A 2,599-nucleotide genomic window follows, 5' to 3' on the forward strand; every position below is an offset into this window, starting at 1 on the left:
TCCGGCCGGACCGTACGGCGCCCGGTCGTGCGGCGCCGGGGCCCGCGGCGGCGGGTGCGCTCCCCGTCCGGGCCCCGCGTCGCGCGGCGGCGTCGCGCCGCGACCACGGCGCGCTGCCCTTTGACTACCCGCGCGGGCACGGGTCCACCCCCCTTGCGGCGTGCGTCCGGCCGGCAGGGCCGAACAGGGCCGGCGTGGCGGCGGCATGCACCGCTCCAGGCGAAACGAGAGAGTTCCCGGTCAACTCCGGCCTTAAACAGTCAAGTTCGGTCAAGAGTAGGCGATGAAAACCAACGGCAGTCGTTCTCGCTCAGGTCCGCAGACGCTCTCTCAGGCGTCCAGTTCCGCGAGCCGGTCGAGGGTCTCGCGTCCCTCCTCGCCGCCCCCGTCGGGCAGCTTCCGCCACTGCTCGCGTGCCGCGCGGTAGGCGTCCCGGGCGGCGCGCGGGCGGTCCTCCTCGGCATGGGTCCTGCCCCGCCCGTGGTGGGCGCGGCCCTGGAGCGCTATCGCGTCCCCCGCCCGGCCCGTGAGCGCGCGGGTCGCGTCGTTCGCGCGCTCCTCCGCCCGGCGCCCGGCGTCCGCGGCCTCCCGGAACGCCTCGGCGGCCTCGTGCAGCCGCGTCGGCCGGTGCAGCACCCGGTGCGCCGCGAAGCGCGCCTCTCCGAGCTCCAGCCAGCAGAGGGCCTCCGTCAGCGGGTCGCCGGCCTCCCGTGCCGCGAGCCCGAACAGGTACTCGGCCTCGCGCAGGTCCACCCGGTCCTCGGCGATCCGGTGCCGGATCATCAGCGCGCGGCCGAGCATGAGCAGCCGGCCCGCCTGGTCCGGGTCCTCCGGTGCCGTCTCCGCCCGGCAGTCCCGCAGGACCTGGACGGCCGCGTGCACCTGCTCCTGTTCACCGGGCAGGCTCGCGCGCCGCAGCAGCGCGCTCCCCCACTCCGCGAGGACGTCGGCGTGGGCGGTGGTGTCGCGCGGGGTGCCCCGGGCCGCGAGCTCGAACGCCCGGATGGCCTCGTGCAGTTCGTCCGGGTCCCCGGCGGGTGCGGCGCCCGCCCCCGCCTCGTAGCGGGCGAGGCGCAGGCGGCCCTCGCGCAGCCGCAGCTGCGCGCTGAGCCGCTCGTCGCGGACGATGCCGAGCGCGCGGCCGACGAGGGTGAGGCCGTCGTCGAGGCCGTCGCCCGAGGCCAGGAGCGCGTCCGCCAGGTCGAGGACCGTGCTCGCCTGCGTGCCGCCCGTCTGCCGGACCCCGTTCTGCTCGCCGAGGGCCGTGCGCAGCGACCGCGCGGCCTGCTTGGCGTACAGCTGCGCCTGCTCCGTGTCCTCGGTGGCGCCCGACAGGCGCAGCAGCATGCGCCCGAGGGCGAGCGGCAGCGCCGCGGGGCGGTTGCGCTGGTCGGGCCAGGCGTCGGAGAACGCCTCCAGGGTGCCGACGGCGCTCTGCAGCAGGGCGCTGTCGTGGCCGAGGCGCCACTCGCTCTCCAGCGCCCGCACCCGCTCCAGCGTCAGCCGCAGCGCGTCGGCCGGGGCCATGCCGGGAGCCGCGCAGGCGGCCGTGTACTCGCGATCGGCGCGCTGGAGCAGTTGGAGCGCCCCGCGCTCGTCCCCGCGCCGCAGCCGGTCGTCGGCCGCCGCGTGCAGGATGCCGGCGAGCACCGCGCGCCCGCGCGCGCCCCCGGAACGCGCGATGGCCCAGCCGGCCGCCTCCTCCGCCTCCTGGAGGAGCCCGGCGCCGCCCTGGACCTCCCACAGCCTCAGCAGGCAGGTGGCGAGGGCGGTGCGCACCTCGGTGCGCCCCTCGTCGGCCTGCTCGCCGCCCGCGGCCCCCGCCGGGTGCTCGCGCTCGTCGCCCGCGACCGCGGCCCGCAGCAGCTGCACGGCGTCGACGAGGTGCTGCATCATGCCGTCGGCCTCGTAGTCGCGCACCAGCGACCATGCGGAGCGCACCGCGTCCGGGGCGTCGTCGGCCTGCTCGCCGTCCTGGGCGAAGGGGGCGGGGGACGCCATGAACTGCTCCAGCACGTGGGCCGCGACCTCCGCGAACGGGTGCGGCACGGCGGAACGGGCGCGCCGCGCCTCCTCGGCCTCCTCGTCCCCCTCCAGGTACAGCGGGCCCGCGCCGGCGCCGCGGTGCGGCACCGGCCAGTCGATGCCGGAGCGCCCGCGGTCCAGTTGCGCGGCGGCCACGGCGGGGAAGTTCCAGCTGCCCTTGCCGAAGTGCCGCTCGATGTAGTCGGAGCAGTGCTTGAGGACGAGCAGCGCCTCCTCGCGGGTGAGCGGCGCCAGCAGCTCGTCCTGCACCCCCGGCTCGAACGAGTACCAGGGCCCGCCCTCGGCGTCCGCGTCCCGGTCGAGCCGCATCAGGCCGCCGAGGAGCACCTCTGCCAGTTCGGCGGGGCCGGAGTCGGGCAGCATCGTGCGCTGCACGAGCTGCATCACCGGCATCCACAGCGGGGCGGCGGCGAGATAGCCGGCGAGCCGGCCCGCGTCCCGCGAGGCCGCCGAGCGGAAGCGCCGCACCACCTGCGCCGCGTGCAGCGGCTGCCCGCCCCTCGGCCGGGGCGTGGCGGGCTGGTCGGGGCGCACCCAGCCGACCGCGCCGTCC

General features: G+C 77.8%; 1 pseudogene. It reads right to left on the reverse strand.

From position 1 onward, the window contains the following. Positions 1-330: 330 nt before the first annotated feature. A pseudogene (locus L1885_RS26915) lies at positions 331-2,599 on the reverse strand (SAV_2336 N-terminal domain-related protein); the annotation flags it as partial.

This window comes from Streptomyces fuscigenes (assembly GCF_021556455.1).
Classification (GTDB): Bacteria; Actinomycetota; Actinomycetes; order Streptomycetales; family Streptomycetaceae; genus Streptomyces; species Streptomyces fuscigenes.